At 71.6% G+C, this 26,653-nt stretch carries 23 protein-coding genes and 1 pseudogene; 5 read left to right on the top strand and 19 right to left on the bottom strand.

The genetic code is table 11. From position 1 onward, the window contains the following. Positions 1–141: 141 nt before the first annotated feature. Positions 142–1,425, top strand: a complete 1,284-nt coding sequence (locus AB0P07_RS11595; RefSeq protein ID WP_365549265.1) for a helix-turn-helix domain-containing protein — start codon at positions 142–144, stop codon at positions 1,423–1,425. On the opposite strand, the gene AB0P07_RS11590 is transcribed toward AB0P07_RS11595, so the two are convergent. Continuing rightward, positions 1,403–1,996 (bottom strand): TetR/AcrR family transcriptional regulator, encoded by a 594-nt coding sequence (locus AB0P07_RS11590; protein WP_365548556.1) that lies wholly within the window; start codon positions 1,994–1,996, stop codon positions 1,403–1,405. The two genes, AB0P07_RS11595 and AB0P07_RS11590, sit on opposite strands and share 23 nt — an antisense overlap. Before the next feature lie 84 nt (positions 1,997–2,080). Here AB0P07_RS11590 and AB0P07_RS11585 point away from each other — a divergent pair, with 84 nt between their 5' ends. Beyond that, on the top strand, positions 2,081–3,628 hold the full coding sequence (locus AB0P07_RS11585; protein WP_365548554.1) for an MFS transporter: 1,548 nt from the start codon (positions 2,081–2,083) through the stop codon (positions 3,626–3,628). 65 nt (positions 3,629–3,693) lie between these two features. Here the strand turns inward: AB0P07_RS11585 and serA are convergent, their stop codons facing one another. From serA to AB0P07_RS11555, 6 genes are all read right to left on the bottom strand, one after another. Beyond that, positions 3,694–5,283 (bottom strand): phosphoglycerate dehydrogenase, encoded by a 1,590-nt coding sequence (serA, locus tag AB0P07_RS11580; protein ID WP_365548551.1) that lies wholly within the window; start codon positions 5,281–5,283, stop codon positions 3,694–3,696. Between the two features lie 262 nt (positions 5,284–5,545). After that, positions 5,546–6,544, bottom strand: a complete 999-nt coding sequence (ilvC, locus tag AB0P07_RS11575; protein ID WP_019329769.1) for a ketol-acid reductoisomerase — start codon at positions 6,542–6,544, stop codon at positions 5,546–5,548. A 159-nt stretch (positions 6,545–6,703) separates the two neighbouring features. Further along, positions 6,704–7,228, bottom strand: a complete 525-nt coding sequence (ilvN, locus tag AB0P07_RS11570; RefSeq protein WP_133889532.1) for an acetolactate synthase small subunit — start codon at positions 7,226–7,228, stop codon at positions 6,704–6,706. A gap of 21 nt (positions 7,229–7,249) precedes the next feature. Beyond that, complete coding sequence (locus tag AB0P07_RS11565) at positions 7,250–9,091, bottom strand: acetolactate synthase large subunit (protein ID WP_365548548.1); 1,842 nt, start codon at positions 9,089–9,091, stop codon at positions 7,250–7,252. A 241-nt stretch (positions 9,092–9,332) separates the two neighbouring features. After that, on the bottom strand, positions 9,333–12,434 hold the full coding sequence (locus AB0P07_RS11560; RefSeq protein ID WP_365548546.1) for an EAL domain-containing protein: 3,102 nt from the start codon (positions 12,432–12,434) through the stop codon (positions 9,333–9,335). Positions 12,435–12,848: 414 nt separating this feature from the next. After that, positions 12,849–13,793: a 2-hydroxyacid dehydrogenase gene (locus AB0P07_RS11555; protein WP_365548543.1), complete on the bottom strand. Its 945-nt coding sequence runs from the start codon at positions 13,791–13,793 to the stop codon at positions 12,849–12,851. Positions 13,794–13,867: 74 nt separating this feature from the next. On the opposite strand from AB0P07_RS11555, the gene AB0P07_RS11550 reads away from it, so the two are divergent. Both AB0P07_RS11550 and AB0P07_RS11545 read left to right on the top strand, forming a co-directional pair. Beyond that, positions 13,868–14,866 carry an aldo/keto reductase gene (locus tag AB0P07_RS11550; RefSeq protein WP_365548541.1) on the top strand — a complete coding sequence of 333 codons (999 nt, stop codon included), beginning with the start codon at positions 13,868–13,870 and terminating at the stop codon, positions 14,864–14,866. Between the two features lie 76 nt (positions 14,867–14,942). Continuing rightward, positions 14,943–16,154 (top strand): PQQ-dependent sugar dehydrogenase, encoded by a 1,212-nt coding sequence (locus tag AB0P07_RS11545; protein WP_365548538.1) that lies wholly within the window; start codon positions 14,943–14,945, stop codon positions 16,152–16,154. An 8-nt stretch (positions 16,155–16,162) separates the two neighbouring features. Here AB0P07_RS11545 and AB0P07_RS11540 read toward each other — a convergent pair whose 3' ends face one another. The 12 genes and pseudogenes from AB0P07_RS11540 to AB0P07_RS11485 form a co-directional block, all read right to left on the bottom strand. Further along, positions 16,163–16,360: a DUF6191 domain-containing protein gene (locus AB0P07_RS11540; RefSeq protein WP_365548535.1), complete on the bottom strand. Its 198-nt coding sequence runs from the start codon at positions 16,358–16,360 to the stop codon at positions 16,163–16,165. 38 nt (positions 16,361–16,398) lie between these two features. Further along, a pseudogene (locus tag AB0P07_RS11535) lies at positions 16,399–16,770 on the bottom strand (helix-turn-helix transcriptional regulator); the annotation flags it as partial. An 83-nt stretch (positions 16,771–16,853) separates the two neighbouring features. Next, positions 16,854–17,039: a hypothetical protein gene (locus AB0P07_RS11530; protein WP_365548532.1), complete on the bottom strand. Its 186-nt coding sequence runs from the start codon at positions 17,037–17,039 to the stop codon at positions 16,854–16,856. Between the two features lie 195 nt (positions 17,040–17,234). Continuing rightward, positions 17,235–17,828: a hypothetical protein gene (locus AB0P07_RS11525; protein WP_365548529.1), complete on the bottom strand. Its 594-nt coding sequence runs from the start codon at positions 17,826–17,828 to the stop codon at positions 17,235–17,237. Between the two features lie 35 nt (positions 17,829–17,863). Continuing rightward, positions 17,864–18,448 carry a GNAT family protein gene (locus AB0P07_RS11520; protein WP_365548526.1) on the bottom strand — a complete coding sequence of 195 codons (585 nt, stop codon included), beginning with the start codon at positions 18,446–18,448 and terminating at the stop codon, positions 17,864–17,866. Further along, complete coding sequence (locus AB0P07_RS11515; RefSeq protein WP_365548523.1) at positions 18,426–20,672, bottom strand: MMPL family transporter; 2,247 nt, start codon at positions 20,670–20,672, stop codon at positions 18,426–18,428. The genes AB0P07_RS11520 and AB0P07_RS11515 overlap by 23 nt, the downstream gene beginning before the upstream one ends. Before the next feature lie 249 nt (positions 20,673–20,921). After that, positions 20,922–22,436: an Asp-tRNA(Asn)/Glu-tRNA(Gln) amidotransferase subunit GatB gene (gatB, locus tag AB0P07_RS11510; RefSeq protein ID WP_102932642.1), complete on the bottom strand. Its 1,515-nt coding sequence runs from the start codon at positions 22,434–22,436 to the stop codon at positions 20,922–20,924. A 15-nt stretch (positions 22,437–22,451) separates the two neighbouring features. Next, positions 22,452–22,691, bottom strand: coding sequence for a hypothetical protein (locus AB0P07_RS11505; protein ID WP_030188427.1), 240 nt, complete (start codon positions 22,689–22,691; stop codon positions 22,452–22,454). After that, positions 22,688–24,181: an Asp-tRNA(Asn)/Glu-tRNA(Gln) amidotransferase subunit GatA gene (gatA, locus tag AB0P07_RS11500; protein WP_365548518.1), complete on the bottom strand. Its 1,494-nt coding sequence runs from the start codon at positions 24,179–24,181 to the stop codon at positions 22,688–22,690. Before gatA ends, AB0P07_RS11505 begins: the two co-directional genes overlap by 4 nt. 3 nt (positions 24,182–24,184) lie before the next feature. Further along, positions 24,185–24,481, bottom strand: a complete 297-nt coding sequence (gene gatC, locus AB0P07_RS11495) for an Asp-tRNA(Asn)/Glu-tRNA(Gln) amidotransferase subunit GatC (protein WP_003973500.1) — start codon at positions 24,479–24,481, stop codon at positions 24,185–24,187. A 118-nt stretch (positions 24,482–24,599) separates the two neighbouring features. After that, positions 24,600–25,118 (bottom strand): cupin domain-containing protein, encoded by a 519-nt coding sequence (locus AB0P07_RS11490; RefSeq protein ID WP_365548514.1) that lies wholly within the window; start codon positions 25,116–25,118, stop codon positions 24,600–24,602. A 55-nt stretch (positions 25,119–25,173) separates the two neighbouring features. Continuing rightward, positions 25,174–25,545 (bottom strand): DUF4267 domain-containing protein, encoded by a 372-nt coding sequence (locus tag AB0P07_RS11485; protein ID WP_271058776.1) that lies wholly within the window; start codon positions 25,543–25,545, stop codon positions 25,174–25,176. Positions 25,546–25,630: 85 nt separating this feature from the next. On the opposite strand from AB0P07_RS11485, the gene AB0P07_RS11480 reads away from it, so the two are divergent. Beyond that, positions 25,631–26,221 carry a TetR/AcrR family transcriptional regulator gene (locus tag AB0P07_RS11480; RefSeq protein ID WP_365548510.1) on the top strand — a complete coding sequence of 197 codons (591 nt, stop codon included), beginning with the start codon at positions 25,631–25,633 and terminating at the stop codon, positions 26,219–26,221. The last annotated feature ends 432 nt before the right edge of the window (positions 26,222–26,653 follow it).

Raw genomic sequence — 26,653 nt, 5'->3', positions numbered from 1 at the left:
GCACCTCCACTTACCAACCAACACAGGGGCCGCTGCCCGACGTAAGGGGAACGGCACGGAGAACCACCGTGAAATCTAAGGATGACCCCGATCGTCGGCCATCGACAGCTGTCACGCATCCGTGCCGCGGATCTCAGACAGATGTATGAAGGGAGCGCACAAATACGGCAGAATGCCCGGGTGACGTCCGATTCCAGAGGTGCCACAGGAGCCGGCTCCGGCGGGGCCCGCGGCGACTACCAGGAGCTGATCGACGAGCTGTCGGAGCTGCTGGGCGCGCCCGCGACCCTGGAGAACCGCGACTTCGAGCTGATCGCGTTCGGCGCCTACGACAGCGAGGGGGACCTGGATCCCTCCGCCCTGGACCCGGTGCGCACCCGCTCGATCCTCACCCGGCGCTCCACGGCGGCGGTCCGGGCGTGGTTCGAGAGCTTCGGCATCACCCGCGCGACCGGCCCGGTCCGCATCCCGCCGACCCCCGAGGCGGGCGTGTACCGGGGACGCACCTGCCTGCCGGTACGCCATCGGGGTGTGGTCCTCGGCTACGTGTGGCTCCTGGACACCGACCCGGGCCCGACCGAGCCGCAGCTGGCGGCGGCCATGGCGGTGACGGCGCGGATCGGGGCGCTGCTCGCCGACGAGGCACAGCACGGCTCGGACCTGAGCCGGGAGCTGCGGGCGGTGCTCACGGCCGAGCGGGACTGGCAGCGGGACATGGCGGTGGCGGAGCTGCGCAGCGCGCTCGGCGCCCGGGCCGAGACGCCGCACGCGGTGGTCTGCGTGGCGCCCTGGCCCTCGGCCGACCCCGACGACGCACCCTCGGTCCGTACGGTGCCGGGCGCCACGGCCCTGTGCACGGTGCCGTGGGGGAGCTCGGACGTGTCGCTGGCGCTGCTGGTCCGGCTGCGCTCGGCGGACGTGCAGACCCCGGCGACGTCGGCGGCGGGGCGGCTGCTGGAGCGGGCGGGGGCGGCACGGGGTGGCACGGGCGGGCCCGGGGGTGCGCAGGACGGCGTCGCGGCCGGTGTCTCCGCGCCGCGCACGGGCCTGGCCGACCTGGGGAGGGCCTGGGCGGAGGCGTCGGCGGCGGCCCGGGCGGCGCGTGCGGAGTCGCGGTTCGGGCCGGTCGCGCAGTGGACCTCGATCGGGGCGTTCCGCCTGCTGACCTCGCTGCCCCCGCGCTCCGCCGACGATCCCGCCGTACGCGCCCTGCTCTCCCCCGCCCACCGCGAACTCGCCCGCACGGCGGAGGTGTATCTCGACTGCGCGGGCCAGGCCGGCCGCACCGCCGCCGAGCTGGGCGTCCACCGCCAGACGCTGTACTACCGCCTCTCGCGCGTCGAGCAGCTCACCGGCCTGGACCTGGACGACGGCGAGGACCGGCTGCTGCTGCACATGGCGCTCAAGGCGCACCGGCTCCGGTAGCGGCCTCGATCACCCGGCGGAGGCCTGCGGTGATCTGGTCCGCGCCGGGCGCGGTCTTGGGGTCGAAGGTCCACTGCGCGATGAGCCCGGTCATCAGCGTCACGTAGAACATGCCAAGGGTGCCCAGCTCCTCCTCGGAGACGTCCTCCTCCCGCCCGCCCATGAGCAGGGGGATGAAGCCGCGCCCGGCCTCCTGCTGGGCCTTGGCGAGGTGGTCGCGCAGTTCGGGCAGCTGGTCGCCGATGACAATGATCTCCATGCTGAGCCGCCACAGGGAGCCGGGCTCCTTCATGGTGGCGATGACGTTCGTCCAGACCTCCTGGAACCGCTCGACGGAGCCGGGTTCGGTGGCCGGCCCCGCCTTCTCGCCGCCCTCGAACGCGTCGGCCATGCCCTCGACCAGTGCCACGTAGGCCTGCGCCAGCAGGGCGTCCTTCGAACCGTAGTGGTAGCCGATCGACGCCAGGTTGGTCCCCGACTCCTTGACGATGTCGCGCGCCGTGGTGCGCATGAATCCCTTGCGCAGCAGGCAGCGTTTGGCGCCTTCGAGCAGATCCTCGCGGTGTCCCATGACGCCAGCCTATCCATCCGTCCAGACGCACGTATTATACAGGTGTTCTAGACAGTCGTATAATACGTGCGTACAGTCTCCGGCATGACAACGAACCCGTCCCGGGCCGGCCGTCGCGAGTGGACCGCGCTGGGCGTACTGATGCTTCCGCTGCTGCTGGTCTCGATGGACGTCTCCGTCCTCTACTTCGCGATCCCGCAGATCAGCGCCGACCTGGACCCGAGCGGCACCCAACAGCTGTGGATCTTCGACATCTACGGCTTCGTCCTGGCCGGTCTGCTGATGACGATGGGGGCGCTGGGTGACCGCATCGGCCGGCGCAGGCTCCTGCTGCTGGGCGCGGTGGCCTTCGGCGCCGCATCCGTGCTCGCTGCCTACGCGCACACCGCCGAGACCCTGATCGCCGCCCGTGCGGTCCTCGGCATCGGCGGCGCCACCCTGATGCCGTCGACGATGGCGCTGGTCCGCACGATGTTCACCGACCCCGCCCAGCGGGCGAAGGCGATCGGGCTGTGGTCCGGGGTGATGACAGGCGGGATCGCGCTGGGCTCGGTGATGAGCGGCGTCCTCGTGGAGCACTTCTGGTGGGGCTCGGTCTTCCTGGTCAACCTGCCCGCGATGGCCCTGCTGCTGATCCTCGGCCCGGTACTGCTCCCCGAGTCGAAGAGCCCGTCCCCCGGCCGCTTCGACTGGCTGAGCGTTCCGCTGTCGATGGCGGCGGTCCTCCCCGTGGTCTACGGACTCAAGGAGCTGCCCTCCGAGGGCTGGAACGTCCGCTACGTCGTCTCGATCACCGTCGGTCTGCTCTTCGCGGCGCTGTTCGTGCACCGCCAGCGCACCTCGACCTCACCGATGATCTCGCCCGCCCTCTTCCGCGGGCACGGGTTCACCCCGGCGCTGGTCCTCAACACCCTGTCGGCCTTCGGGATGCTGGGCTCGGCGTACTTCACCACCCAGTACCTGCAGTCGGTCCTGGGCAAGAGCGCGCTGGAGGCCGCACTGTGGAGCCTGCTGCCGTCGGTGCTCATCGGCGCCGCCACACCGGTCGCCGCCCAGCTGGCCCAGCGCGGTGTCGAGCGCGCGTACCTCGTGACGGCCGGATTCCTCGTCGCGGCGGGCGGCTACGGACTCCTCGCCCTGGCCGGTACGGACACCCTGTGGCTGGTGCTGGCCGCGTGCGGCGTCCTCGCCGCCGGCATCGTCGTGGTGATGTCCCAGCTGACCGACCTGGCCCTCGGCTCGGCCCCGGTCGAGAAGGCGGGCGCGGCCTCCTCGCTGCTGGAGACCGGCACCGAGTTCGGCGGCGCCCTGGGCATGGCCACCCTCGGTTCCATCGGTACGGCCCTCTACCGCCACGGCGTCCCCTCGGACGTGCCCGGCCCGGCCCGGGAAACCCTGGGCGGCGCGCTGTCCGTCGCCGCCGAACTTCCCGGGCGCGCGGGAGACACCCTGGCCACGGCGGCACGCGAGGCGTTCACCGACGGCATGCGGGGCGCGGCGATCGCGGGGGCGCTGCTGCTCCTCGGGGCGGCGGTGCCGGCGGCACTGGGGCTGCGGCACATCCGGGTGCGTCCGGAGGCGGAGACGGCAAACGCCGGAGAGGCTGATCGACTCAGCCCGTCCGGCGTTTGAGGACGAGGCCCGTTCAGGGCCGTGAGCGGGGGTCCCGGGGGCGGCAGCCCCCGGGTACGGTCACCTCAGACGAGGTTGACGGACCGGGCGGACGTAGCGCCGATCTCCGCCGAAACCTCCGCCAGAACCCCTGCGGGCACCGTGTCGTCCACGGTCAGGACCGCCAGCGCCTCGCCGCCCACCGTCGCACGGGCGACCTGCATGCCGGCGATGTTGATGCCGGCCTCGCCGATGACGCGGCCGACGGTGCCGACGACGCCGGGACGGTCCTCGTACCGCAGGACGACCATGTGGTCGGCGAGGGTGAGGTCCACGTCGTACTCGCCGACGGCGACGAGCTTCTGGAGGTGCTTGGGTCCGGCCAGCGTGCCGGAGACCGACACCTCCTCGCCGTCCGCGAGGGTGCCGCGCACGGTGACGACGTTGCGGTGCTCCGGTGACTCCGAGCTGGTGGTCAGCCGGACCTCGACGCCGCGCTCCTGGGCGAACAGCGGGGCGTTGACGTACGACACCGTCTCGTCGACGACGTCCTCGAAGACGCCCTTGAGGGCGGACAGCTCCAGCACCTTCACGTCGTGCTGGGTGATCTCGCCGTAGACCTCGACGTCGAGGCGGACGGCGACCTCGCCGGCGAGCGCGGTGAAGATGCGGCCGAGGCGCTCGGCGAGCGGCAGGCCCGGCTTGACGTCCTCGGCGATGACACCGCCCTGGACGTTGACCGCGTCGGGGACCAGCTCACCGGCGAGGGCCAGGCGCACCGACTTGGCGACGGCGATGCCGGCCTTCTCCTGGGCCTCGTCGGTGGAGGCGCCGAGGTGCGGGGTGGCGACGACCTGGTCGAACTCGAACAGCGGCGAGTCGGTGCAGGGCTCCTTGGCGTACACGTCGAGGCCGGCGCCGGCGACGCGGCCCTCCTTGAGCGCCGAGTACAGCGCCTCCTCGTCGACGATGCCGCCGCGCGCGGCGTTGACGATGCGGACGCTCGGCTTGACCTTGCGCAGCGCCTCGTCGCCGATCAGGCCGAGGGTCTCGGGGGTCTTGGGCAGGTGGACGGTGATGAAGTCGGAGACCTCGAGCAGCTCGTCCAGCGACAGCACCTTGACGCCCATCTGCGCGGCCCGCGCGGGCTGCACGTAGGGGTCGTAGGCGACGACCTTCATGCCGAAGGCCGACATGCGCTGCGCGACCAGCGCGCCGATGCGGCCGAGGCCGACGACGCCGAGGGTCTTCTCGGCCAGCTCGACGCCGGTGTACTTGCTGCGCTTCCACTCGCCGTTCTTCAGCGCGGTGTTGGCCTGCGGGATGTTGCGGGCGGTGGCGATCAGGAGACCGCAGGCCAGCTCGGCGGCGGTGACGATGTTGGAGGTCGGGGCGTTGACCACCATGACGCCGGCCTTGGTGGCGGCGGAGACGTCGACGTTGTCCAGGCCGACCCCGGCGCGGGCGACGACCTTCAGCTTCTTGGCGGCGGCGATGGCCTCGGCGTCGACCTTGGTGGCGGAGCGGACCAGGATCGCGTCCACGTCGGCGATGGCGGGGAGCAGTTCGGCCCGGTCCGCGCCGTTGCACTGGCGGATCTCGAAGTCGGGGCCGAGCGCGTCCACGGTCGCGGGCGACAGCTCTTCGGCGATGAGTACGACGGGTTTCGAGCTCACGTGAGTCCTCACAAGTCCAATGCGGACGGCCGTCCCGACGGCCGCATTCGGTGTCGCTGAGCCGCGTGGAAGACGCACGACGCTGTGGGCCTGACGCGTATGTTGTGCAGCAGTCTAGTGGCGTGACGCGGGTCGTCCTGCGCCTCTGCGGAAGGATCACCCGTCCGTGGCCGGACGGGATGGACAACACCGTGACGCCGGCGCCGTCCCGGGTTCGCCGAAGGGGCCGGAGCGGCGTCGCCCCGGCCCCCGGCAGTGAGGCTTACGCCTCCTCGTCGACCCAGCTCATGAGCTTGCGCAGCTCCTTGCCGGTGGTCTCCAGCAGGTGCTCGGAGTCCTGCTTCTTGTACTCGTTGTACTTCTTCAGGCCGCCGTGGTACTCGTCCATCCAGTTCTTGGCGAACGTGCCGTCCTGGATCTCGGCGAGGACCTTCTTCATCTCGGCCTTGGTGGCGTCGGTGATGATCCGCGGGCCGGTGACGTAGTCGCCCCACTCGGCGGTCTCGGAGATCGACCAGCGCATCTTCTCCAGGCCGCCCTCGTACATGAGGTCCACGATCAGCTTCAGCTCGTGCAGGCACTCGAAGTAGGCGATCTCCGGCTGGTAGCCGGCCTCGGTCAGGGTCTCGAAGCCCGCCTTGACCAGCGCGGCCGTGCCACCGCACAGGACGGCCTGCTCGCCGAAGAGGTCGGTCTCGGTCTCCTCGGTGAAGGTCGTCTTGATGACGCCGGCGCGGGTGCCGCCGATGCCCTTGGCGTAGGACAGGGCGAGCGCGAAGGCGTTGCCGGAGGCGTCCTGCTCGACGGCGGCGATGCAGGGAACGCCGCGGCCCTCCTCGTACTGACGGCGCACCAGGTGGCCCGGGCCCTTGGGGGCGACCATGCAGACGTCCACGCCGGCCGGGGGCTTGATGAAGCCGTAGCGGATGTTCAGGCCGTGACCGAAGAACAGCGCGTCGCCGTCCTTCAGGTTGTCCTTGATGTCCTTCTCGTAGACCTCGGCCTGGATCGGGTCCGGGACCAGGATCATGATGACGTCGGCCTCGGCGGCGGCCTCGGACGGGCTCACCACGCGCAGGCCCTGCTCCTCGGCCTTGGCCTTGGACTTGGAGCCCTCGTGCAGGCCGACGCGCACGTCGACACCGGAGTCGCGCAGCGACAGGGCGTGGGCGTGGCCCTGGCTGCCGTACCCGATGACCGCGACCTTGCGGCCCTGGATGATGGACAGGTCGGCGTCGGCGTCGTAGAACAGCTCGGCCACTGGGTTATCTCCTTGTGTGCAGGTGTTGCGTCCCACCGTATGCCGGTGAGGGGAAGGGAAGTCTCGGGGTCTCGGAATGCGGGCGGCCGGGGTGACCGCGGCCGCCCGCTTCCGTCGTGGTGCGGACCGTTTGCGTCGCGGTACGGACCGTTTGCGTTGCTACGCGGACCGGTCGAGTGCGCGCAGCGAGCGGTCCGTGATCGAGCGGGCGCCGCGGCCGATGGCGATCGTGCCGGACTGGACCAGTTCCTTGATGCCGTACGGTTCCAGCATCCGGAGCATGGCGGTCAGCTTGTCGCTGCTCCCGGTGGCCTCGATGGTGACGGCCTCCGGGGAGACGTCGACGGTCTTGGCGCGGAACAGCTGGACGATCTCGACGATCTGGGAGCGCGTCTCGTTGTCGGAGCGCACCTTCACCAGAACGAGTTCGCGCTGGACGGCCTGGGCGGGCTCCAGCTCGACGATCTTGAGCACGTTGACGAGCTTGTTGAGCTGCTTGGTCACCTGCTCGAGCGGGAAGTCCTCGACGCTCACCACGATGGTGATGCGGGAGATGTCGGGGTGCTCGGTGACGCCGACGGCGAGCGAGTCGATGTTGAAGCCGCGGCGCGAGAAGAGGGCGGTGATCCGCGCCAGGACGCCGGGGGTGTTCTCCACCAGGACGGAGAGCGTGTGCTTGGACATGGTCTCTTCGGTCTCTCTCGCTCAGTCGTCTTCGTTGTCGCCGAAGTCGGGGCGGACGTCCCGGGCGGCCATGATCTCGTCGTTGGAGGTGCCGGCGGCGACCATCGGCCACACCATCGCGTCCTCGTGGACGATGAAGTCGACGACGACGGGACGGTCGTTGATGGAGTTGGCCTCCTCGATCACCTTGTCGAGGTCGGCGGGGTCCTCGCAGCGGATGGCGTAGCAGCCCATGGCCTCCGACAGCTTCACGAAGTCGGGGACGCGGGTGCCGCGCGCCTCCGGGTTGACGTCGTCGGGGCCGGAGTGCAGCACCGTGTTGGAGTACCGCTGGTTGTAGAACAGGGTCTGCCACTGGCGGACCATCCCGAGGGCGCCGTTGTTGATGACGGCGACCTTGATCGGGATGTTGTTCAGGGCGCAGGTGGTCAGTTCCTGGTTGGTCATCTGGAAGCAGCCGTCGCCGTCGATCGCCCAGACGGTGCGGTCGGGCATGCCGGCCTGGGCGCCCATGGCGGCCGGAACGGCGTAGCCCATGGTTCCGGCACCGCCGGAGTTCAGCCAGGTGGCGGGCTTGTCGTACTGGACGAAGTGCGCGGCCCACATCTGGTGCTGGCCGACGCCGGCCGCGAAGATCGTGCCCTCGGGTGCCAGCCGGCCGATGCGCTCGATGACCTGCTGCGGGGAGAGCGAGCCGTCCTCGGGCTGGTCGTAGCCGAGGGGGTAGGTCTCGCGCCAGCGGCTCAGGTCCTTCCACCAGGCGCTGTAGTCGCCCTTGTTGCCCTCGTCGTGCTCCTTCTGGACGGCCTGCACGAGGTCGGCGACGACCTCGCGGGCGTCGCCCACGATCGGGACGTCGGCGGCGCGGTTCTTGCCGATCTCGGCCGGGTCGATGTCGGCGTGGACGATCTTGGCGTGCGGGGCGAAGCTGTCCAGCTTGCCGGTGACGCGGTCGTCGAAGCGGGCGCCGAGGGCGACGATCAGGTCGGCCTTCTGCAGCGCGGTGACGGCGGTGACCGCACCGTGCATGCCCGGCATTCCCACGTGCAGCGGGTGGCTGTCGGGGAATGCGCCGAGCGCCATCAGGGTGGTGGTGACGGGCGCTTCGGTGAGTTCGGCGAGGACCTTCAGCTCCGCGGTGGCCTTGGCCTTGAGGACGCCACCGCCGACGTAGAGCACGGGGCGCTTGGCGGCGGTGATCAGCTTGGCCGCCTCGCGGATCTGCTTGGCGTGCGGCTTGGTGACCGGACGGTAGCCGGGCAGGTCCATGACCGGCGGCCAGGAGAAGGTGGTCTTCTTCTGGAGGATGTCCTTGGGGATGTCGACCAGGACGGGCCCGGGGCGGCCGGTGGAGGCGATGTGGAACGCCTGCGCGATCACCCGGGGGATGTCCTCGGCCTTGGTGACCAGGAAGCTGTGCTTGGTGATCGGCATGGTGATGCCGACGATGTCCGCCTCCTGGAAGGCGTCCGTGCCGATCGCGGAGGAGACCACCTGTCCGGTGATCGCGACCAGCGGCACGGAGTCCAGGTTGGCGTCGGCGATCGGGGTGACCAGGTTGGTGGCACCCGGGCCCGAGGTCGCCATGCAGACGCCGACCTTGCCGGTGGCCTGCGCGTATCCGGTGGCCGCGTGGCCGGCGCCCTGCTCGTGACGGACCAGGACGTGGCGCACCCGGGTGGAGTCCATCAGCGGGTCGTAGGCCGGAAGGATCGTGCCACCGGGAATGCCGAATACGGTGTCGGCGCCGACCTCCTCGAGAGAGCGAATGAGGGACTGCGCACCCGTGACGTGCTCGGGGGCGGACTGTCCTCCGGATCGGGGCCGGGGCTGCGGGTGAGCCCCGGTGGCCTGCTCGGTCATCGGCGTTCTCTTCTCGATGCTGAGGGTTTTTGCGAGGTTTGGGCGATCTGTGATGCTGCTCGGCAGGTGCCTGTGCAACAAAAAACCCCTCGTGCCATAAGGCAAGCGAGGGGAGCGCGTCGGCGGGGGTCGCGAGGAGTCCGGGTCGGTCCGGACGTCACCAGCTTCAGCCGACGCGCTTTCCAAGTACGAGAATTCGGGTGCGCATGGCACTGACCTTCCCTCCGGCGCACACTCACTGTCAAGTGGGTGGGACGGGAGTCTCATTATGTGAGCGCAGCGCCGTGCCACCACTCAGGACGGTCGGCAGTCCGGAGGCGACGCCGCCGGCCACCTGCCCGGCGGCACAACCGCCGACACTCTTGGTGTACACCCCGGCGCCACCGCCCGCGAAGGCCGGTTCGGCCGGGCCGTGCGGCACCGGGTAGTGGCCGGTTCCGAGCGCTCTGCGCAGCCGGTACTCGTCCAGCGCGCCGGAGAACGCCATGCCCTGTCCGTGTGTGCAGCCCATCGCGCGCAGGGCGACGATCTGCTCCGGCAGGTCGACGCCGTCGGCCACGGACTTCAGCCCGAGGTCGGTGGCGATGCGCAGCAGCCCGCTGGTGATCTTGTGCAGGCGCGCGGACTCCACCACGCCCTCGACCAGGCTCCGGTCGAGCTTCAGGACGTCCACGGGCAGGCGCCGCAGTGCGGTGATCGCCGCGTAGCCGCTGCCGAAGCCGTCCAGCGCGATCCGGACGCCGACCCTGCGCAGGGCGTTCAGCCGGCGGTCCAGCTCGTCGAGGCCGACCCGTGGGTCGATGTCCGACAGCTCGATCACAAGGGAGCCCGGGGGCAGTCCATGGCGGGTCAGCAGGGCCTCCACGGAGCCCAGCGGCATGGAGCGGTCCAGCAGGCGGCGGGCGCCGATGCGTATGGCCACGGTCGCGGAGAGCCCGGCCGCCGCGCGCTCGGCGGCCTGTTCGACGGCCTCGCGGAGCACCCAACGGTCCAGTTCGGCGGTTCTGTCGCCGTCCTCGGACACCCGCAGGAACTCGGCCGGGGTGAACAGCACGCCCTGCGAGGAGCGCCACCGCGCCTGGGCGCAGACCGACGTGATCCGGCCGTCCGTCAGGGAGACCACCGGCTGGTGCAGCAGCGCGAACTCCCCGTCGTGCAGTGCGGCCCGCAGACGCGTGGCCAGCTCGGCCTTGCGTACGACATCCTGCTGCATCTGGGGCCGGTACAGCTCGACGCGTCCCTTGCCTCCCGCCTTGGCCCGGTACATGGCGAGGTCGGCGTTGCGCAGCAACTCGCCCGCGCCGAGGCCCGGTTCGGCGAAGGCGACGCCGATGGAGGCGTTGACCCGCACCTCGTTGCCGTCGATGAGGTAGGGCTGGGAGAGGGTCAGTCTGAGGCGGTCGGCCAGCTCCCGGATGTGGCCCTCGCGGGCGGTCCGGTCCCGGGTGCCGTCCCCGACGATCAGGGCCGCGAACTCGTCGCCGCCGAGTCTGGAGGCGGTGTCGCCCTTGCGGACGGCCTCGTGGAGCCGACGGGCGGCCTGGACGAGCAGTTCGTCCCCGGCCTGGTGTCCGATGGTGTCGTTGACGCCCTTGAAGCCGTCGAGGTCGATGAAGAGCACCGCCGTGCCGCGCAGGGCGGCGCCCCGGTCGGAGGCGCGGCGGCCGGAGAGCGCCTGCTGGACGCGCCGGGTGAACAGGGCGCGGTTGGGCAGGTCGGTGAGCGGGTCGTGCTCGGCGTTGTGCTGGAGCTGTGCCTGCAGGCGCACTCTTTCGGTGACGTCCCGGCTGTTGAAGATGAGGCCGCCGTGGTGCCGGTTGACGGTCGACTCGACGTTGAGCCAGCCGCCCTCTCCGGAGCGGAAGCGGCACTCGATGCGCGTGGTGGGTTCCTCGACCGGGCTGGCGGCCAGGAACCGGCGTACCTCGTGCACCACGCAGCCGAGGTCCTCGGGGTGGATGAGACCGGCCAGTTCGCTGCCCACCAGTTCCTCCGCCGGGCGTCCGTAGACCCCGGCGGCGGCCGGGGAGACGTAGCGCAGGATGCCGCTGGGCGCGGCGATCATGATGACGTCGCTCGAGCCCTGGACCAGGGAGCGGAAGTGGTTCTCCTTCTGGGCCAGTTCCTGGGTGAGGACGATGTTGTCGAGCAGCATGATGCCCTGCCGGACGACGAGCGCGAGCACGACGGTGCCGCCGGTCAGCAGCACCACGCGGTCGACGCTGCGGCCGTTGAGCACGTTGTAGAGGATCCCCAGGGTGCAGACGGCGGCCGCGAGGTACGGCGTGAGCGCGGCCAACGACCCGGCGATGGGCCGGGCGGCCGGGTAGCGGCCCCGCTCGCCGCCCTGTCCGGGTCCCGGTCCGGGCAGGGCGGGGGGCGTGGCGGTCGGTACGGCCGGGGGCGCGGGCTGGTGACCGGCGCCGCGCTGGCCGGGCACGTGTTCGCGCACCACACGGGTGTGTCCGCCGGAGCCCTGCTCGTCCGGCGCCCGCCGCCCGCGCCGGGAGGCGGCCCAGGGGGCGTAGGCGAGCAGCAGGGAGCCGGCGAACCAGCCCGCGTCGAGCAGCTGCCCGGATCGGTAGTTGTTGTGCAGCAGCGGTGAGGTGAACAGGGCGTCGCACATCACCGTCAGGGCGAGCGCGCCGATGGCCGTGTTGACGGCGGACCTGCAGACGGGCGACCGCCGGAAGTGCAGCGCGAGCACCATGCTGACCAGGGCGATGTCGAGCAGCGGATACGCCACCGAGAGCGCGGAGTGGGCCACGCTGGACCCGCCCTCGGCCTTCGCGGCCTGGGCGAGCGCCAGGCTCCAGGCCAGGGTGAGCAGCGAGCCGCCGATCAGCCAGGCGTCCAGGCCCAGGCAGATCCAGCCGGCCTTGGTCACCGGCCGCTTGGCCAGCACGAGGAGTCCCACGATGGCCGGCGGGGCGAAGCACAGGAAGAACAGGTCCGCGTAGCTGGGGCTGGGCACCGGCACCCGCAGGACGACCTCGTACCACCCCCAGACCGCGTTGCCGAGGGAGGCCATCGCCGAGGAGAGGGCGAAGAGCAGCCAGGCCGGTCGAAAGCGGACACCGCGCCCTCGGGCGTAGAGGAAGCAGGAGACGGCGGCGGCAGCGGCGGCGGCGCTCAGCCCGAAGTCGCCCATGATCTTGGCGACGTACTCGGAGCCCCAGCCGAGCGCCGCTCCGACGGCGTAGCCCGCGCAGACCAGGGCCAGCACGAGCTGGCGGACCAGAGGCGTCGTACCGGCGGCGGCCGAGGACCGGGGCGGCAGGGGCCTGGGCGAGGCCTGGTCTCGAAGTGCTCCGTCCAGCGTGGGAACGGGGGCCGGACTCACCGCGGCCTCCCGGCCCGCGCCGCTCCCGCGTCCCGCGCGCTCCGGCGCCGGTGGGCCGGCCGCTCCTGTCTCCGGCGCTCGCCGGGCCGGTGCGGGTGGTGGCAGCGCCGGCCCGGTCGGCCGGAGTGGTCGTCCCGCCTCCGTTCGCGCGCCGTCGCGGCCCTCGTGCGGCAGGGTCGCCCGCGGTGACTCCGCCGCGTCGGATCGTTGGTCCATAGCCCGTGCATCGCCCGTCGCCCCCCTCACAGTCTGAGATGTCCCGTCCCCGGCGCCGTACCGTGCGCGGCGCATCCCCTGTCGGACGATACACCAGTCTCGTCACTCAGGGACATAGGTTCTCTACGCTCCGTGACGACCAGCGGAAATGCGCGCACCCACCGCGTCCGGGGAGTTGCGCAGGGTGCCCGAATCGGATTACGCGCCCGTCGTCAGGATCACGTTGCGCAACGGCTCCCGGTTCACGAAACGGTTCAACTGGTCCACCAGCAGCCGCTTGGCGCGCGGCAGGAAGGCCGAGGTCGGCCCGCCCGCGTGCGGGCTGACGACTGTGCCGGGAGCATTCCACAGGGGGTGGCCCGGCGGCAGCGGTTCGGGGTCGGTCACGTCGAGGGCCGCGGTGAGGCGTCCGCTCTCCAGTTCGGCGAGCAACGCCTTCGTGTCCACGACCGGTCCGCGCGCCACGTTGACGAGCAGGGCGCCGTCCTTCATGCGGGCCAGGAAAGTGGCGTCGACCAGGCCCCGGGTGGCCTCGGTGAGCGGTGTGGCCAGGACGACGACGTCGGCCCGCGGGAGCAGGGCGGGGAGTTCGGTGAGCGGGTGCACGGGGCCGCGCTCCGTGGCACGGGCGGAGCGCGCGACGCGCACGACCGGCGCGACCTCGAACGGCACGAGCCGGTCCTCTATCGCGGCGCCGATCGATCCGTATCCGACGATCAGGACCGTCCGGTCCGCGAGCGCGGGCCGCACCCCTCCGCCGAGCCACTCGCCCCGGTCCTGCGCCCGCACGAAGTCCGGGATGCCGCGCAGCGAGGCCAGGATCAGGGCGAGGGTCAGCTCCGCCGTGCTGGCCTCGTGCACACCGCGCGCGTTGCACAGCCGTACGCCCGCGGACAGGTGCTTCAGGCCGGGCTCGACGTGGTCGATGCCGGCGGAGAGGGTCTGGACGACCTGGACGGAGCGCATCTCGGGCAGCGGACGTACGCCGACCCCGGAGGGCTTCATGTAGGGGACGACGTAGAACGCACAGTCGGCCGGGTCTGCGGGATAGGTCTCCTCGCCGTCCCAGTGGCGGTATGCGGGGCCCTCGGGAAGGCCCTCGATCTCGTCCGGGGGGATGGGCAGCCACACGTCAGCAGTCATGGTCAGGAGGCTATGTCAGGGGGCGAAGAGGCAGAGGTTAGGTTGGGTGGCCTGACGAGGGAGGGTCACGACCGGTGGAGCGCAGGACGATCGGCGCGACGGCACTCGCGGTGGGGGCCGTCGGACTCGGGTGCATGCCGATGAACTGGGCGTACAGCGCCTCGCGGCAGCGGGGCGACGAGTCGCTCAGGGCCGTGCACCGGGCCCTCGACCTCGGCGTCTCCCTGCTGGACACGGCGGACATGTACGGCCCGTTCACCAACGAGCTGCTGCTGGGGCGGGTGTTGAAGGAGCGGCGGTCCGAGGCCTTCGTGTCGACCAAGGTCGGTCTGCTGGTGGGTGAGCAGCACATCGTGGCCAACGGCCGCCCCGGCTATGTGAAACGGGCCTGCGACGCGTCCCTGCGCCGGCTCCAGACGGACGTCATCGACCTTTACCAACTGCACCGCGCGGACCCGGAGATACCCGTCGAGGAGACCTGGGGCGCGATGGCGGAGCTGGTGCGGGCCGGGAAGGTGCGGGCACTCGGCCTCTGTGCGGTCGGCGCGCGGTCGGCCCGGCGTCCGGGTGCGCGGCTGCACGACGCGACGATCCGTCAGCTGGAGCGGGTGCAGCAGGTGTTCCCGGTGAGCGCGGTCGAGGCCGAGCTGTCGGTGTGGTCGCCGGAGGCGCTGCGGACGCTGCTGCCGTGGTGCGTCTCGCGCGGCGTCGGCTTCCTGGCCGCGATGCCGCTGGGCAACGGCTACCTGACCGGCACGCTGACGCCGGGCGAGGGTTTCGAACCGGAGGACCTGCGGGCCCGCCACCCCCGCTTCACCCCCGAGATGATGGCCGCCAACCAGCCGATCGTGGCCACGCTGCGCCGGATCGCCGCCCGGCACGGCGACGGGGTGACCGCGGCGCAGGTGGCGCTGGCCTGGGTGCTGGCCCAGGGACGGCACGTGGTACCGGTGCCGGGCACCAAGCAGGAGCGCTGGGTGACGCAGAACGCGGGTGCGGCGGGACTGCGGCTGACCGAGCGGGACCTGGCGGAACTGCGGGTGCTGCCGCCGGCGCAGGGGTCGTGGGAGTGAGGCGTGCGGCGCCTCGTGCGGGCCGCCGCCGGATTCGGGATTCGGCGATCGGGAACCTGGGGAGCTCCTGCGGTGTATGACAGGGAGAACCCGCCGCGTCGAAGGGACCAAGATCGTGCGACGTCGAGCCGTGCCGGCCGTGCTGGCCGCCGCTCTCCTGCTGACGGCCGGCTGCTCCTCGGACGGCGGGGACCCGTCCGGAGCGGACGGCGGCACCACCCCGTCCGGTACGGCGGCGCGGTCCTCGCCCGCCGGTGCGCCCAGCGGATCGCCCACCGAGGAGGCACCGCCCGCGAAGGGCTCGGTGAAGGTGCTCCGCACGCTCGCCACGGGGCTGGACAGCCCCTGGGGGCTGGCTCCGCTGCCGGGCGGTGACCTGCTGGTCTCCTCGCGCGACGAGGCCACGATCACCCGCGTCGACGCGAAGACGGGCAAGAAGACGGAGCTGGGCGAGGTGCCCGGGGTCTCCCCGTCCGGCGAGGGCGGCCTCCTCGGCCTCGCACTCTCCCCGGACTACGCCTCGGACCACATGGTCTACGCGTATTTCACCTCCGCCTCCGACAACCGCATCGTGCGCATGCTGTACGACGAGAAGAAGCCGGCGGGCGAGCAGCTGGGGGCGCCGGACACGGTCTTCCGGGGCATCCCCAAGGGTGTGATCCACAACGGCGGGCGGATCGCGTTCGGCCCCGACAAGATGCTCTACGCGGGCACGGGCGAGAGCGGTGACACGGGCCTGTCGCAGGACAAGGAATCCCTCGGCGGCAAGATCCTGCGGATGACCCCGGACGGGGAGCCGGCGCCGGGCAACCCCTTCCCCGACTCCCCCGTGTACTCGTACGGCCACCGGAACGTGCAGGGCCTGGCCTGGGACGACAGGCAGCGGCTGTTCGCCTCGGAGTTCGGCCAGGACACCTGGGACGAGCTGAACGCGATCAAGCCGGGTGACAACTACGGCTGGCCCGAGGCGGAGGGCAAGGGCGGCGGCTCCGGTTTTCACGACCCCCTCGCCCAGTGGCACACCGACGAGGCCTCCCCCAGCGGCATCGCCTACGCCGAGGGTTCGGTGTGGATGGCGGGGCTGCGCGGTGAGCGGCTGTGGCGGATCCCGCTGAAGGGCACGGAGGCCTCGGCCGAGCCGCAGGCCTTCCTGGAGGGCGAGTACGGCCGGCTGCGCACGGTGGCGCCGGCGGGCGGCGACAAGCTGTGGCTGGTGACCAGCAACACGGACGGGCGCGGCGACGCGAAGGGCGACGACGACCGGATCCTGGAGCTGGAGGTGACGTAGGCGACCGGCTACTCGTCCTCCGGCGCCGTGCGCTCCGTGCGGTCGGCGCGCGGCCGGTGGACGACGACCTTGCCCGAGCCGAGGTCTATCGGGCCGTGGCCCGGGTCGCCGTCGCCGACGTCCTCGCGGGTCAGTTCCAGGCGGTTCTGCTCGTCGCGGGTGCGTCTCCGGCCGGGGTTGAACAGTTCCTCGAACGCGTTGAACACGGTGCCTCCGTCGCTCGGCGTCCCTTACAGCGTAAGCCTCACTCCGGCGAACCGGACGTGAGCCGTTCGGCGGGGAACAGCGCCAGCCGGTGGGCCACGGCCGCCGCCCCGCCGCGGCCGGAGAGGCCGAGCTTGGCCAGGATGTTCGAGACGTGGACGCCGGCCGTCTTGGGCGAGATGAAGAGTTCCCCGGCTATCTGGCGGTTGGTGCGGCCCTCGGAGACCAACCGCAGCACGTCGCGCTCCCGTCCGGTGAGGCCGAGGGCCTGGGCCGGGTCCGTGGGCTCGGGTGGGGCGCCCGGGTCGCCGGTGTGGCCCAGGGTGAGGCGGGCGCGGCGGCCGAGCAGGGCGACGGCGTCGGACAGCGGGCGGGCGCCGAGGTGGTCGGCGACGGTAGTGGCCAGCCGCAAGGTAGTTCGTCTCCGTCCCGTACGACGGCCCCCACACCTCCTGCAGCAGCTGCTTCTGCGGCCTCCCTCCCCGGCTCTCCGGTTCACGCGACCCGGGCGAACCGGGGCCGGCGCTGTCGCGGCGTATGGCTCTCGGCCTCGGCGGCGCCCTGTCGTTCCCGGCGGCGGGCGGCGCGGCGGGCCCGGGCCACCTCTCGGGCCAGCCGGGCCTCGTCGGCGCGGCGGATCAGCTCGGCGGAGCGGTACTGGTGGATCTCGTACTCGTGCACGGTGTGTCCCCTCGGTGAGAGCCGGTTTCGGCTTCGCTCGTTCGCGATGCCTCAACCTTCGTTTCCCAGGGGGTGTCGCCGCATCGGGCAAGTTCCGCATCTTCGGCGCCGCGCGGGGCCTTAGACGTGCGTGAGGGGTCTTAGGGCGCGCGCACTGGGTGTGCGCTTGCCCTAAGACCCCTCGGAAGTGCCTGGTCAGCCGGTGGAGGGCAGCCCCAGCAGGACGTCCGTGTACTTCAGGACGGCCAGGAGCAGGCCGATGACGCCGAGCGCGACGCCCGCCCAGGCGACCGACTTGATCCACGGGGCCTGCGGGCGGCCCGGCGCGCCGAACGCGGGGCGGGCCAGCACGACGACGCCGACGATCAGCGCGACCAGGGCGAAGGCACCGCCCCACATCGCGGTGGCCTGCCAGGCGTTGCCGTAGCCCTTCTCGATCAGCGTGCCGACGTTCGAGGACGAGGAGGTCTGCAGCTGGCCCATCAGCGACTCGCGCGCGGAGGCCACGGTGCCGACCCAGCTGCCGGTCAGGGAGACGATGCCGAGACCTGCGGAGACGACGGCGCCCGCGCCCTGGCCCACGCCGGTGGGTCCGGCCCCGGTCGCGTCGGTGTGGTCGGTCTTGTCGGTGACGTCGGCGTCCGCTTCCGGGCCGGCACCGTCGGGGGTGTCGGTCCCGGCCGCTTCGCCGGCTTCAGTGGCCTCGGCGGACTCGGCGGCGTTCGTCACCTCGTCGGCCTTGTGCTCGTCGGTCTTCACGCCGGTCTCGTCCACTGTCTTCGTTCCCATGCCTCGCACCGTACGGACGCCGTCTGAGAGGTCCCTTAATGATTCTTTTGAGCGGCACGCGCGCGTGCCTCGCGTGCGGCCCGCCACTCGGGTGCGAGCACCGCCCACACCTCCATGTCCTGGCGCACGCCCCGGTAGGGGAAGCTCTCGCGCAGCACGCCCTCACGCATCATGCCGAGTCGCCGCGCGGCGTTGACACTCGGGGTGTTCGCCGAGGAGGCGTGCCACTCCACACGGTGCATGCCGCGCTCGTCGAAGGCCCAGTCGATGAGCACGCGCGCGCCGCGGGTGACCAGGCCGCGGCCGGTTCCGGCGGGCTCGAGCCAGCAGCCGATCTCGCAGACGCCGGTGGCGGCGTCGAAGACGCGGTAGAGCAGGCCGCCGACGAGTTTGCCGTCCAGCCACAGCCCGTGCAGGAAGCCGCTGTCGGCGGCGTGCCGGTCGGCGTAGGCCTGGAGCACCTCGCGGGCGGAGTCGACGTCGGTCGCCTTCGCGCCGAAGGGGATGTGCTGGGTGATGAACTCCCGGCCCCGGTCCAGGTGGGCCAGGAACTCCTCGGCGTGCCAGGTCTCCAGGGGCCGCAGTTCGGCTCCGTCGTCACCCAGTGATATCGCGTACATCGCGGTGCCGCCCCTCCTCGGCGAGGACGTCCGCCACTTCGGCGTCCGTCGCCGCGGCCAGCCTCTCATGGGCGGCCCGGCACTCGGGCGGCTCGATGCTGATGCGCGGCAGGAGGGCGTCCAGGCGGCGCGGCAGCCACCAGTTGGCGCGGCCGAGCAGGTGCATCAGGGCGGGCACCAGGAGGGTGCGCAGCACGAAGGCGTCCAGGGCGACGGCTGCGGCGAGCGCGATGCCGAACATGGCGATCACCCGGTCGCCGCTGAGGACGAAGGCGAGGAAGACCGAGATCATGATGACGGCCGCGGAGTTGATCACACGGCCGGTCTCGGCGAGCCCGACCCGGACGGCGCGGCGGTTGTCGCCGGTCTCCAGCCACTCCTCGTACATCCGGCTGACCAGGAAGACCTGGTAGTCCATGGAGAGCCCGAAGAGCACCGAGACCATGATCACGGGCAGGAAGGGCTCGATCGGCCCCGCGCTGCCGAGGCCGAGCAGTTCGCTCCCCCAGCCCCACTGGAAGATCGCCACGACCACGCCGAAGGCGGCGGCCACGGCGGCCACGTTCATGGCGGCGGCCTTGAGCGGGATGCCGACGGACCGGAAGGCCAGCAGGAGCAGGAGACACCCGAGGCCGATGACGACGCCGACGAAGAGGGGCAGCTTGCCGACGATGACGTCGGCGAAGTCGTCGTAACCGGCCGTCACCCCGCCCACGTGCACGTCGAGCGCGGTCCCGGCCTCGGCCCGCGGCAGCACCTCGGAGCGCAGCCGCTCGACCAGGTCGCTGGTCTGCTGCGACTGGGGCGCCGACTCGGGTACGACGGTGAGGTGGGCGGCGTCGCCGCCGGAGTTGTACATCACCGGGGTCACCGAGGAGACGCCCTCGGTGGTGCGCAGGGTGGCGTCGAGGTTGTCCAGGACGAGGCGGTCCTCGGCGCCGCGGACCTCGGTGACCAGGGTGAGCGGCCCGTTGACGCCGGGACCGAAGCCGTCGGCGAGGAGGTCGTAGGCCTGGCGGGTGGTGGTGCCCCTGGGGTCGTTGCCCTGGTCGGAGGTGCCCAGGCGCAGGCCGAGGGTGGGCAGGGCGAGGACGGTGATGACGACGAGGGCGAGGGCGCCGAGCAGCTTGGGCCGGCGCTCGACGAAGGCGGACCAGCGGGCGGCGAACCCGGTCGGCACCTCCGGCTCGGGTCCGTGCTCGGCGAGCCGGCGCCGCTCTCGCCGGCTCAGGGCACGCGGGCCGATGTACGACAGCAGGGCGGGCAGCAGCGTCACGGAGGCCGCGACGGTGAGGATCACGGTCAGCGAGGCGGCGATCGCGACGCCGTTGAGGAAGCTCAGCCGGAGGATCAGCATGCCGAGCAGGGCGATGCAAACGGTGGCACCCGCGAAGACGACGGCTCGTCCGGTGGTCGCCACGGCCTCGGCGGCGGCGTCCGTCACGGACAGGCCGCGTTTCAGTCCACGCCGGTGTCTGGTGACGATGAACAGGGCGTAGTCGATGCCGACGCCGAGTCCGATGAGGGTGCCCAGCATGGGCGCGAAGTCGGCGACGGTCATGGCGTGACCGAGCAGGGTGATGCCGGCGTAGGCGGTGCCGACGGAGACCAGCGCGGTGGCGATGGGCAGCAGGGCCGCGGCGACGGTGCCGAAGGCGAGGAACAGGACGACCGCGGCCACCGCCACGCCGACGGCCTCGGCGAGGTGGCTGCCGCCGGACTCGGTGAGCGCTATGGCGCTGCCGCCCAGTTCGACCTGGAGTCCGTCGGTCTCGGCCGCCTCGGCGGTGTCGACCACGGCCCGCGCCTGGGCCGGGTCGATGTCCTGGGAAGCGGCGTCGAAGGTGACGGTGGCGTAGGCGGTGTCGGCGTTCTCGCTGACGAGGGGCGAGTCGGGGTCGTGGTACGGGTTGGTGACCGCGGCCACCCCGGGCAGGTCCGCGACGCGGTCCAGGGTGCGGGTCATGGCCTGTTCGACGTCGGGGGCCCGGACGGTGCCGGTCGTGGTGTGCCAGACGATGGTGTCGCTGTCGCCGCCGAGGTCGGGGAAGCGGGATTCCAGCAGCCGGTAGGCGCGGTCGGAGCCGGTGTCCGGGATGCCGTAGTCGTTGGAGTACGCGGAGCCGGCGACCGTGGCGGCCGTTGCCACACCGCCGAAGGCGAGCAGCCAGAGCAGAACGGCTGCGAGGCGATGCTGTACACACCAGCGTGCGAGGGCTGCCACGGACGTGCTCCCAGGGGTGTCTGATTGTCGATCTTTGACCGGGAACACCCGGAAAGCCGGGAACACCGGGAAGGGACGTCCATGGTGTGAACAGTCCGCAAAGAACGCATGAGCAATGCGGAATCACTCTTGCAGGCAGAAGAGATCCTTTGCGGACTTAGTGTCGTTCTTCACAACAACGGCCCTGGGGGAACTCGCCGTGCTCGGCGCGTTCCCCCAGGGCTCGGTGTGGGCCGGGTGGACCGGGTGTCAGCCTTCGGTGACGCCCAGCTTCTCCAGGATCAGCTCCTTGACGCGGGCCGCGTCCGCCTGTCCTCGGGTGGCCTTCATGACGGCGCCGACCAGGGCGCCGGCCGCCGCCACCTTGCCGCCGCGGATCTTGTCCGCGACGCCCGGGTTGCCGGCGATGGCCTCGTCGACGGCGGCGGTCAGCGCGCCCTCGTCGGAGACGACCTTCAGGCCGCGCTTGTCGACGACCTCGTCCGGGGTGCCCTCACCGGCGAGGACGCCGAGGATCACCTGGCGGGCCAGCTTGTCGTTCAGCTCGCCCTTGGTCACCAGCTCGGCGACGCGGGCCACCTGGACCGGCGTGATCGCCAGCTCGTCGAGCGCCTTGCCCGACTCGTTGGCGCTGCGGGCCAGCTCGCCCATCCACCACTTGCGGGCGGAGGCCGCGTCGGCACCGGCGTCGATGGTGGCGACGATCGGGTCCAGGGCTCCGGCGTTGAGGATGGACTGCATGTCGTTGCCGGAGATGCCCCACTCCTCACGGAGCCGGTTGCGGCGCACCAGCGGCAGCTCGGGCAGCGCGGAGCGGATCTCCTCGACCCACTCGCGGGACGGGGCGACCGGCACCAGGTCGGGCTCCGGGAAGTACCGGTAGTCCTCGGCCTCCTCCTTCACGCGGCCCGAGGTGGTGGACCCCGTGTCCTCGTGGAAGTGGCGGGTCTCCTGGATGATCGTGCCGCCGCCGCCCAGCACCGCGGCGTGGCGCTGGATCTCGAAGCGGGCGGCCCGCTCGACGGAGCGCAGCGAGTTGACGTTCTTGGTCTCGCTGCGGGTGCCGAACTTCTCGGTGCCGTGCGGGCGCAGCGACAGGTTCACGTCGCAGCGCATCTGGCCCATCTCCATGCGGGCCTCGGACACGCCGAGGGCACGGATGAGCTCGCGCAGCTCACGCACGTAGGCGCGGGCCACCTCGGGGGCACGCTCGCCCGCTCCCTCGATCGGCTTGGTGACGATCTCGATGAGCGGGATGCCGGCGCGGTTGTAGTCGAGCAGGGAGTGCGAGGCGCCGTGGATGCGGCCCGTCGCGCCACCGACGTGCAGCGACTTGCCGGTGTCCTCCTCCATGTGGGCGCGCTCGATCTGGACGCGGAAGGTCTCCCCGTCCTCCAGCTGCACGTCGAGGTAGCCGTCGAAGGCGATCGGCTCGTCGTACTGGGAGGTCTGGAAGTTCTTCGGCATGTCCGGATAGAAGTAGTTCTTCCGGGCGAAGCGGCACCACTCGGCGATCTCGCAGTTCAGCGCGAGACCGATCTTGATCGCCGACTCGACGCCGGTCGCGTTGACGACCGGGAGCGCGCCGGGCATGCCGAGGCAGACGGGGCAGGTCTGGGTGTTCGGGTCGGCACCGAGCGCGGTCGAACAGCCGCAGAACATCTTGGTCTTGGTGCCGAGTTCGACATGGACCTCGAGGCCCATGACGGGGTCGTACGACGCGAGTGCGTCCTCGTACGACACCAGGTCGGTCGTGGTGGTCACGGTGAAACTTCCCTCTCAGCCCAGCAGGACGTCGTCGTCGCCGAGGCGCTTCAGCTCGCGGTAGAGGATGGCGAGGTTGGTGACGACCGCGGCGCCGGTGACGACGGCGTCGAGCAGCCGCAGCGTGTCACTCTCGCCGCGCGCCTTCTTGATCTGCTTGTAGACCCCCACGGCGCCGAACGCCGAGGTGGCCATCGAGACGTACAGACCGGACTTGGACTTCTTGAAGCCCTTGGCCTTGGACAGTGCGCTCACAGCGACGGTGCCTCCTCGATCAGCGGGTGGCCCCACTTTTCCACGAAGGCGGCCTCGACGGCGGCGCCGACCTTGTAGAGCCGGTCGTCCTTCATGGCGGGGGCGATGATCTGCAGACCCACCGGCAGGTTGTCCTCGGGTGCGAGGCCGCAGGGCAGCGACATGGCCGCGTTGCCCGCCAGGTTGGTGGGGATGGTGCACAGGTCGGCCAGGTACATCGCCATCGGGTCGTCGGCGCGCTCGCCGATCGCGAAGGCGGTGGTCGGGGTCGTCGGGGAGACGATCACGTCGACCTGCTCGAAGGCCCGCTCGAACTCCTGCTTGATGAGGGTGCGGACCTTCTGGGCGCTGCCGTAGTACGCGTCGTAGTACCCGCTCGACAGGGCGTACGTGCCGAGCATGATGCGGCGCTTGACCTCGGGGCCGAAGCCGGCCTCGCGGGTCAGGGAGGTGACCTCCTCGGCCGAGTGCGTGCCGTCGTCGCCGACCCGTGCGCCGTAGCGCAGGCCGTCGAAGCGGGCGAGGTTGGAGGAGCACTCGGACGGGGCGATCAGGTAGTACGCGGAGAGCGCGAGGTCGAAGGAGGGGCAGTCCAGCTCGACGATCTCGGCGCCCAGCGACTTCAGCAGCTCGACGGACTCGTCGAAGCGCTGCACGACACCGGCCTGGTAGCCCTCGCCGCGGAACTGCTTGACGACGCCGACGCGCATGCCCTCGACGCTGCCGCCCAGGGCGGCCTCGACGACCGCGGGGACCGGGGCGTCGATGGAGGTGGAGTCCATCGGGTCGTGCCCGGCGATCACCTCGTGCAGCAGGGCCGCGTCCAGGACCGTGCGGGCGCAGGGCCCGCCCTGGTCGAGGGAGGAGGAGAAGGCCACCATGCCGTAGCGGGAGACGCCGCCGTAGGTCGGCTTGACGCCGACCGTCCCGGTGACGGCCGCGGGCTGGCGGATGGAGCCGCCGGTGTCGGTGCCGATGGCGAGCGGGGCCTGGAAGGCGGCGAGGGCCGCGGAGGAGCCGCCGCCGGAGCCGCCGGGAATCTTGGTGAGGTCCCACGGGTTGCCGGTCGGGCCGTAGGCACTGTTCTCGGTGGAGGACCCCATGGCGAACTCGTCCATGTTGGTCTTGCCGAGGATGACGACGTCGGCGGCCTTGAGGCGCGCGGTGACGGTCGCGTCGTACGGCGGGATCCAGCCCTCGAGGATCTTCGAGCCGACGGTGGTGGGGATGCCCTCGGTGGTGAAGATGTCCTTGAGGGCGAGGGGGACGCCGGCCAGCGGGCCGAGCTTCTCGCCGCGCTCGCGCTTCTCGTCGACGGCGCGGGCCTGGGCCAGCGCGCCCTCGCGGTCGACGTGCAGGAAGGCGTGCACCTTCTCGTCGACGGCCTCGATGCGGGCCAGGTGGGCCTCGGTGACCTGGACGGCGGTCAGCTCGCCGGAGGCGATCTTCGCGGCGATCTCGGCCGCGGTGAGCCTGATGATGTCGCTCATGGCTTACTCCTCCCCCAGGATCTGCGGCACCTTGAAACGCTGCTGCTCCTGGGCCGGGGCGCCGGAGAGCGCCTGCTCGGGCGTGAGCGACGGACGGACCTCGTCCGGCCGCATGACGTTCGTCAGCGGGAGCGGGTGCGAGGTCGGCGGTACGTCTTGGTCGGCGACCTCGCTGACGCGGGCGACCGCGCCGATGATGTCGTCCAGCTGTCCCGCGAAGTGCTCGAGCTCTTCGGGCTTCAGCTCCAGACGCGCCAGCCGGGCGAGGTGGGCGACCTCCTCGCGCGTGATGCCAGGCATGCAGCGTTCCTCTGGGTGAGTGTGTGGTCGGGGCGAATCGGCCGGGGCAAGTCGCTTGTCCGGGTCGGTATGGCCCAATGGGTTTGGCCCAATCCTATGGGGCCGGGCCCCCGGGCCGTTAAACGGTTTCCCCCGGAGCACCCGCGCGGCGTCGCGCGTCCCAGGCGGGGCTGCTCAAGAAGTGGTTGTCGTACAGCTCCTGGACCTCCAGCAGGCTCTCCCGGGTGGCCTCACCGAGGGCGATGCGCTGGAGGTGGCGGAAGTACTCGAAGCGCTCCACGCCCGGCGTGAGGACGATGAGCAGGTCGGCGTCGGCTCCGGGCACGGCGGCGAAGGCGTGCGGCTTGCCGGGCGGGACGACGACGAGGTCGCCGGGACCGGCGGTGAGGACCTCGTCGCCGGAGAGGATGTCGGCGGCGCCGTCGAGGAGGAAGAACATCTCGGCGGAGTTGTCGTGCCAGTGCGGCTTGGCACCGTCCGCACCCCCGGCGAGGGTGACGCGCTGGGTGGTCAGGGCGCCGCCGGTGGAGCTGCTGTCGGCCAGCAGGCGCACGGTGGCGGGCGCGCGGCCGACGACCTCGGCCTCGGCCTCGCGGACGACCACGGACTCGTCGAACTTCGGAACGAACAGCGACATTCTCGAACCTCCTGCGACGGAACTGCGGACGGACGGGCCGGGTGTACGGGCGCGCTCAGACCGCGAAGAGCAGTCCGGCACTGATCAGGACAACGACCGCGGTGGCGAAGTGGATCCCGAAAGCCACCGCTTTCGTACCCCCGTGACGCAGCACTATGAGCGTGTCGGCGAGCGGGATCAGGGCGACGCAGAGCATGAACCACGCCTCGGGCCGGGCGCCGGCGAAGGCGAGCAGTGCCAGCCCGACCACGCCGAGCGCACCGTCCCTGACGCCCTTGATCGTCAGGTAGGCGGAGGCGTCGCCGCCGGGGTCGGCCGGGACGCCGTAGCCGGTGGCGGCCGGGCCGGGCTGGAACAGGAAGCGGTACCCCAGGAACAGGCAGAACAGGTTGAGCACGACGGCCAGGGTGTACGCGGTGACGGTCACGACTTCTCCTTGCTAGCAGCGCTAGGGACAAGAACGACGCTAGCAGAGCGTCGGCAGCATGACTAGCGTTGCTAGAATCTCGGTCATGTCGATTCAGACGCGCCGGGAGCGCGAACGAGCGGAACGCGAGCGGTTGATCGTGACGGCCGCGCGGGACCTGGCCGAGGCGGAGGGCTGGGACGCGGTCACCACCCGCCGGCTGGCAGCCGAGATCGAGTACAGCCAGCCCGTCCTGTACAGCCACTTCAAGGGCAAGGGCGCGATCATGGCGGCGGTCGCGGTGCGGGGCTGCGAGGAGCTGACGGCCGATCTGCGGGCCTCGACCGCATCGGAGGCGGGCGCGTACGGGCGGATCGCGGCAGTCGGCCGGGCCTACACGGACTTCGGACGGCGGCGGCCCGCGCTCTACGACGCGATGTTCACGTACCTGGTCGACCTGCCGTTCGCCACGCCCGAGGCCCCGGCGCCGCTTCAGGAGGCCTTCGGCGAGCTGCTGCGGGCCGTCGAACCGTTCGCCCGCGAGGGCGAGGACCTGGCGCTGCTCACGGAGACGTTCTGGGCGGGACTGCACGGCCTGGTGACGCTGATGCGCAGCGGCCGCCTGCCCGAGCAGGCCCACGACCGCCGCCTCGCCCTGCTGACCGAGCGGTTCGCACCGCAGGACCGGACAGCCTGAACGGAACGCCGGGGCGGGCGGAGCGGCCCGAACCGGACGGCCGAGCGGGCGAGCCGGACTGGGGCGAGCGGGCGAGCCGGACTGGGGCGAGCGGTCCCGGGCCGGTCGACGGGCGGCCCGGGAGGTGCCGGGCCGCGCGGTGCGCCTGGGGGCGGAAGGCGGGTACGGGGCGGCAGCAGGCCGTCCGGCGATCTTCCTTGGCGGGTGGCGCGCAGGGCCGGACGAGGCGGTCCGGGCGACGCGGGAACGGCGGGGCACACCCGGCCCTGGCAAGCGCGCGGGCGACGGACCGCGCGGTGCGCCTGGGGCCGGAAGGCGGGTACGCGGCGGCAGCAGACCGTCCGGCGATCTTCCTTGGCGGGTGGCGCGCAGGGCCGGACGAGGCGGTCCGGGCGACGCGGGAACGGCGGGGCACACCCGGCCCTGGCAAGC

This window comes from Streptomyces sp. NPDC085944, from assembly GCF_040686295.1.
Lineage (GTDB): Bacteria > Actinomycetota > Actinomycetes > Streptomycetales > Streptomycetaceae > Streptomyces > Streptomyces salinarius.
This window is presented reverse-complemented; position numbering and strand designations above follow the sequence as displayed.

Bases quoted from the DNA above. Each gene is read 5' to 3' on its own strand.
- AB0P07_RS11595 (WP_365549265.1), top strand. From the start codon at position 142: ATGTATGAAGGGAGCGCACAAATACGGCAGAATGCCCGGGTGACGTCC.
- AB0P07_RS11590 (WP_365548556.1), bottom strand. From the start codon at position 1,996: ATGGGACACCGCGAGGATCTGCTCGAAGGCGCCAAACGCTGCCTGCTG.
- AB0P07_RS11585 (WP_365548554.1), top strand. From the start codon at position 2,081: ATGACAACGAACCCGTCCCGGGCCGGCCGTCGCGAGTGGACCGCGCTG.
- ilvN (WP_133889532.1), bottom strand. From the start codon at position 7,228: ATGTCCAAGCACACGCTCTCCGTCCTGGTGGAGAACACCCCCGGCGTC.
- AB0P07_RS11565 (WP_365548548.1), bottom strand. From the start codon at position 9,091: ATGACCGAGCAGGCCACCGGGGCTCACCCGCAGCCCCGGCCCCGATCC.
- AB0P07_RS11555 (WP_365548543.1), bottom strand. From the start codon at position 13,793: ATGACTGCTGACGTGTGGCTGCCCATCCCCCCGGACGAGATCGAGGGC.
- AB0P07_RS11545 (WP_365548538.1), top strand. From the start codon at position 14,943: ATGACAGGGAGAACCCGCCGCGTCGAAGGGACCAAGATCGTGCGACGT.
- AB0P07_RS11525 (WP_365548529.1), bottom strand. From the start codon at position 17,828: ATGGGAACGAAGACAGTGGACGAGACCGGCGTGAAGACCGACGAGCAC.
- AB0P07_RS11520 (WP_365548526.1), bottom strand. From the start codon at position 18,448: ATGTACGCGATATCACTGGGTGACGACGGAGCCGAACTGCGGCCCCTG.
- gatA (WP_365548518.1), bottom strand. From the start codon at position 24,181: ATGAGCGACATCATCAGGCTCACCGCGGCCGAGATCGCCGCGAAGATC.
- gatC (WP_003973500.1), bottom strand. From the start codon at position 24,481: ATGCCTGGCATCACGCGCGAGGAGGTCGCCCACCTCGCCCGGCTGGCG.
- AB0P07_RS11490 (WP_365548514.1), bottom strand. From the start codon at position 25,118: ATGTCGCTGTTCGTTCCGAAGTTCGACGAGTCCGTGGTCGTCCGCGAG.
- AB0P07_RS11480 (WP_365548510.1), top strand. From the start codon at position 25,631: ATGTCGATTCAGACGCGCCGGGAGCGCGAACGAGCGGAACGCGAGCGG.